The following is a 5,148-nucleotide window of genomic DNA, read 5'->3' as shown; positions in this document are numbered from 1 at the left end:
GCATATACGCCCAATGGCGATATTGGGTTTAGACCAGATTATGCATCGACAGTTTATAGTAATATTTTAAAGGAAAAATGGCCAAATGTACCCGTTTTAATTGGTGGTATTGAGGGGTCGTTACGTCGCGTTACCCATTATGATTATTGGAGTGATAAGCTGATGCCTACCATTTTGGAATCTTCTAAAGCGGATTTGTTGGTTTACGGCATGGGAGAGCAGCCACTTCGTGAAATTATTCGATTATTAGAAAAAGGGGTTCCTTTTAGCAGTATAAATACAGTCAATCAAACCGCTGTATTATTAAATAAAGACGAAAAAATTCCGAAAAATAGTAATTGGGAAGATGTTGAAATTGCATCGCATGAAACCTGTTTAAAGGATAAGAAAAAATATGCTTCCAATTTTAAAGTAATTGAGCAAGAATCGAACAAACTAGCTGCAAGACGAATATTCCAGAAAGTAGGAGATAAGACGTTGATGATAAATCCGCCTTATCCAACCATGACCGAAGCTGAAATTGATGCGTCTTTCGATTTACCTTATACACGTTTACCGCATCCAAAATACAATAAACGCGGACCTATACCTGCGTTTGAAATGATTAAGTTTTCCATTAACATTCATCGTGGTTGTTTTGGGGGTTGCAGTTTCTGTACTATTTCTGCGCATCAGGGTAAATTTATTGCATCACGTAGTAAAGAATCTATTTTAAAAGAGGTTGATACGGTTGCAAATATGTCAGATTTTAAAGGTTATTTGTCTGATATTGGCGGGCCTAGTGCCAACATGTATCAAATGAAAGGGAAAATACAATCTATCTGCGATAAGTGTGTGGCGCCAAGTTGTATTTCACCAGTTATTTGTAGTAATCTTGATACCTCGCACAAACCTTTAACGGAACTTTATCAAGCAGTTGATAGCCATCCAAAAGTTAAAAAATCATTTATAGGTAGTGGTATTCGTCATGATATGTTGGTACCTGAGTTTAATAAAAATGCAGACCCAAAAGAGCTGGATGATTATACTGAAGAAGTGATGACCAAACACGTGTCTGGTCGACTAAAAGTAGCTCCAGAACATACCAGCGACCCCGTTTTAAAGCTGATGCGGAAACCTTCGTTTAAATACTTCCATAAGTTTAAGGAGCGTTTTGATAAGATTAATATTGCCAAGGGATTGAATTTACAATTGATACCTTATTTTATTTCGAATCATCCGGCTTGTGAAGTTGAAGATATGGCAAACCTCGCTGCCGAAACTAAAGATATGGGTTTCCAGTTAGAGCAAGTACAAGGGTTTACTCCAACACCCATGACGGTAGCTACGGTTATATATTATAGTGGTTACCATCCATACACGCTTAAAAAAGTAAACACGCCTATTACCAGAAAAGAAAAAGAGGAACAACATCGTTTTTTCTTTTGGTATAAAGATGAAAACAAGGCGTGGATTAAAAAGACGTTGAATAAGCTTGGGCGACAGGATTTACTAGATGTGCTCTTACCTGAAAAATCAGAAAAATGGCGAAAAAATAAGCCAAGCGGTGACCCTAAAAACACCTTTGATGATGCGGTGCCTTTTAATCAGAGGAAAAATAAGGCGAAGTTTAAGAGTAAGAAGAAGCGGAGGTAGTTTGTTTTTTAATTAAGATTTAATCCACCTACAACCTATTCCTTAACCTAATCCCTCAAAACTTCCTTTTCCAACAAGTATAAAATCTTTTTATCTTTTTCGGATAATTCTTTTGAGAGCTCATTAGGATTAAAATGAAGCTTAAATGAATAAATAGCGCTTTCAAGATTACTGGTGGTATAGCCAATAAATTTTAGGGCTTTAACAGCATCAAAATGGTCTTCGATTATTACAGTTTCTAATTGGGTTTCATCATACCACATACCAAATCCGCTTTGGGCTAAGGCTTTCCAAGGAAATAAGGCGCTTGGGTCTACTTTTCTACCTGGAGCAATATCGGCATGGCCAATAATATTATGCTTAGGGATTTTATATTTTTCGGTTAATTCTTCCAATAAAGCAGTTAAGCTATTTATTTGTGCGTATGAGAATGGTTCTTGACCATCATTATCTAATTCAATACCTATTGAAACACTATTAATATCGCTAACCTTTCCCCAATTTGAGTTTCCGGCATGCCAACCACGTAGCAAATCGTTTAGCATTTGGGTGATGGTACCATCGTCGCAAATAACATAATGCGAGCTTACTTGAGTGCGTTGTAGCGCAAAGGTTTTGTAGGTTTGCTCGCAACTTTCTTGATCGGTATGATGGATGATAATAAAATTTGGTTTCCGCAAACTAAAATTTTGCGATTCTATGACGTTTACCGTTCTATTTCCAATAGTATCTGGCTCAATATTTTGCAGACTCTTACCAAGCGTTTTAGCCTGTTTTTTGTAGGCGGTTTTAGAGACCTGATAAATGTTTTTAGAACAACTTACCAGGAGCGAAAGTATAAAAACCCATTTAAAATATTTCATAGCCTAGATTTAAATAGTGTCCCTGTTTTTCCACTTTTTCTGTTTTTAAAGTGAATTAAAACAAGAATTAAGACTCTAAATTACTAAAAAATAGCTTTAAATACTTTTATTAAGGCTAATAGTATGATGCCACAAAATAGTAGTATTAACCATTTAGAATTGGTTGTACTTTCAGCTTTTATAGGATTACCAGTAAGGTTTATGTGGGCTTTATAGTTGTTTTGCTCACTTAAAATGACTTTGTCTGTTTTTCCGTTAATATTATAGGCGAAAATAGTTTGATGCTCCCCGTTTTCCTTAAATGCAGGTATATCAATGGAAATATCTTTAGACTCCGTTGAAATAAAAGGTAATACAAATTTTAAATCTGTTTGATGACTTCCTAATCTAATACCGCCCTTTCCTAAAACTACTTTTTCACCATCAACTTTTAAGGTGAATTTTTCCTTTATGTAATTGACTATTAATTCTTTCCAGGCTTTTTCATCTACATTTTCGAAAAAGTCTTCGTCAAACTTTTTGGTCATTAAGTGATTTATCCCAGATTGACTCAAATTAATAGTTAACACACTACCAGAAGGCGTGGTTTCAAGATAATACCGTGCAGAAAGTGGATTATGTGCGAATGAAATAAAAGGGATTACCCAAAAGATAATCCCTATTACAAATTTATTCATATTCATTATCTAAATTGAAATGAATTTCTTGCCGATACCCCTTTTAAGCATGCTGGGATATTGGGCGCCGAAGTTGTACTGGCAACATAATGGTATGTTCCATCAGGAAACTCAGTTGTTGCAGCCGTTCTACCTCCACAATCATCTAAATCATCAGGTTCTGTAGCATAGGCATAAATTGGAAATCCGTCTTTAGCAAATCCAAATAGTTCCACATTGTTGGTTTGTGTAATGTTAGTACACGACACTTCTGTAATTCCATTTTCAATCAGTACTTTATTTGCAACTTGCGGAACTAAATGCCAATGGTAATATCCTGAAGGATCATGATGCCCACCACAAGGATCTATTGAAGGGAAGTTTATTTGATCGCTATTTGATGTAAATTGAACAGGACCATTTATGGCTGAAGGTGGAGCGCCATTAGTTGGAACACCATCTAAGGAAACGCCAACAATTTCAACTTCATCAATATTGTTATTACTACTTGCTAATTTAGGAACTGCAGGAATAGTAAAAACCAATTGTAAATTATCGTCGGCTGATGCTTCTAGGCAATAAGAAAGATTAGAATCTGTAGCAGCGTTAAAATAATCTACATTCACGGTGCCATCATCATTAACCATATCATAGCCATCTGCTTCAATATCATTTAATAAATCTTCAGACCAAACACGCAATCCAGGATTTGTGGCTCCATCATAAAAACCCAGTCCTGCAACATCATCTATTGTTGTTGGGCAAAACGGACCAACATTTTCTAATGGGTTACTAGAAAATGTAATTTGAAAACACGTTGCACTTGTTCCATCTTCTAAGGTAGAAGTTACAGTTTCAAAAGATACTAATGAACTGCTATTAAATAACCCTTCAGAAATTAAATATGTTGATCCATCATCACCTTCCGTTTCATCTGAAGAATTACTATCATCACTAGAACATGCCTGAAAAACAAGTATTCCTGTTATGAGCATCAAAAGTTTATAGAATTTTAAATCGACCATATTTTTAAACATTAGATTTTTTATATTTTTTTAAAACAAAAGCAATCATGCCTAGTAAAGAAACGCCTACTAAAACCCACATTAAGGAACTTTCAGTTTGGGCTTTTTGTTGTGCCTTAATAATTTCAAATTTTGAATTATTATTAATTAACTCGACTTTATGGTCATTATCATTATTAAGTGTGAATTTTTGATTTCCACCCTCTTTTCTCGCAATAATTAATAAGCTTTCATTTTTAAAAATACTTTTAAAGGCATTATTTTCAACAATCAATGAGTTAATTGTTGTCGGTACCTCATCAATTAAAAAAGCAACTTTAGTTTCATGGCCTAGTCTAACTTTAGGATCTTTTAATTTAAAATTGCCTGCACCATTAAAAGATACGGTAATGCTTTCAGATAAAAGTTTAACAACTAATTCGTTGAAGGCTTCAGGCGTAGTATAACTATCTTCTCCATATGTTCTGTGCACTTCAGATTGAAATGAGGTTAACGAAGCACTAACTTGTAGCACCCATTTATTATCTTCTGTTTGATGCAATGTAGTACCAGAAAGCGATGGGTTATGCCCAAAAACTAAGGCAGGTTTTGCAGCAAAAAGCAATAAAGTTAGAATAAAAAGTCTGGCTGATTTAAATTGCATAAGCACCTTTTAAACAGTTAATAAAATTGTTGTTTCCAGGATTGTCAGCATGATAGTGGTAGCCACGAGTATCATCGGAATGCCCTCTACAAGTATCTAAATCCGTTGGTTCATCACCATTTGTATCTAATCTTTCATAAATTCCATGACCGTCTAATGCATAACCAATTAATGCAGAATGAGTATCACTTTGAGAAACGGTATGACGATCGGCTATATCTTGAGTGGCCGCATGATAGTGGTAGCCTTGATGTACATTAATATGTCCACCAGCATCATCAAAAGGAGCGAGGGTGTATGCTCCAAGAATGTTGCTTACTGGCGCT

Annotated in this window: 6 protein-coding genes; 1 reads left to right on the top strand and 5 read right to left on the bottom strand. The window is 35.2% G+C overall.

Features of this window, described 5'->3' with window-relative positions:
• Positions 1-1,635, top strand: a 1,635-nt coding sequence (locus WBN21_RS01705) for a YgiQ family radical SAM protein (protein ID WP_424197581.1), incomplete at its 5' end; no start/stop codon positions are given.
• A gap of 47 nt (positions 1,636-1,682) precedes the next feature.
• On the opposite strand, the gene WBN21_RS01700 is transcribed toward WBN21_RS01705, so the two are convergent.
• The 5 genes from WBN21_RS01700 to WBN21_RS01680 all read right to left on the bottom strand — a co-directional run.
• Entirely contained in the window at positions 1,683-2,498 is an 816-nt protein-coding gene (locus WBN21_RS01700) for an N-acetylmuramoyl-L-alanine amidase (RefSeq protein WP_424197580.1), read from the bottom strand.
• Positions 2,499-2,581: 83 nt separating this feature from the next.
• Positions 2,582-3,175, bottom strand: coding sequence for a hypothetical protein (locus WBN21_RS01695; RefSeq protein WP_424197579.1), 594 nt, complete (start codon positions 3,173-3,175; stop codon positions 2,582-2,584).
• A 5-nt stretch (positions 3,176-3,180) separates the two neighbouring features.
• Positions 3,181-4,191: a YHYH protein gene (locus tag WBN21_RS01690; protein ID WP_424197578.1), complete on the bottom strand. Its 1,011-nt coding sequence runs from the start codon at positions 4,189-4,191 to the stop codon at positions 3,181-3,183.
• Positions 4,184-4,822 (bottom strand): hypothetical protein, encoded by a 639-nt coding sequence (locus WBN21_RS01685; RefSeq protein WP_424197577.1) that lies wholly within the window; start codon positions 4,820-4,822, stop codon positions 4,184-4,186. The genes WBN21_RS01690 and WBN21_RS01685 overlap by 8 nt, the downstream gene beginning before the upstream one ends.
• Positions 4,812-5,148, bottom strand: a 337-nt coding sequence (locus WBN21_RS01680) for a YHYH protein (protein ID WP_424197576.1), incomplete at its 5' end; no start/stop codon positions are given. The genes WBN21_RS01680 and WBN21_RS01685, both read right to left, overlap by 11 nt.

It is taken from the genome of Algibacter sp., from assembly GCF_049667265.1.
Taxonomy (GTDB): Bacteria; Bacteroidota; Bacteroidia; order Flavobacteriales; family Flavobacteriaceae; genus Algibacter_B.
Note: the sequence above shows the minus strand (reverse complement) of the source record. Positions and strands in the feature narration are given on the sequence as shown.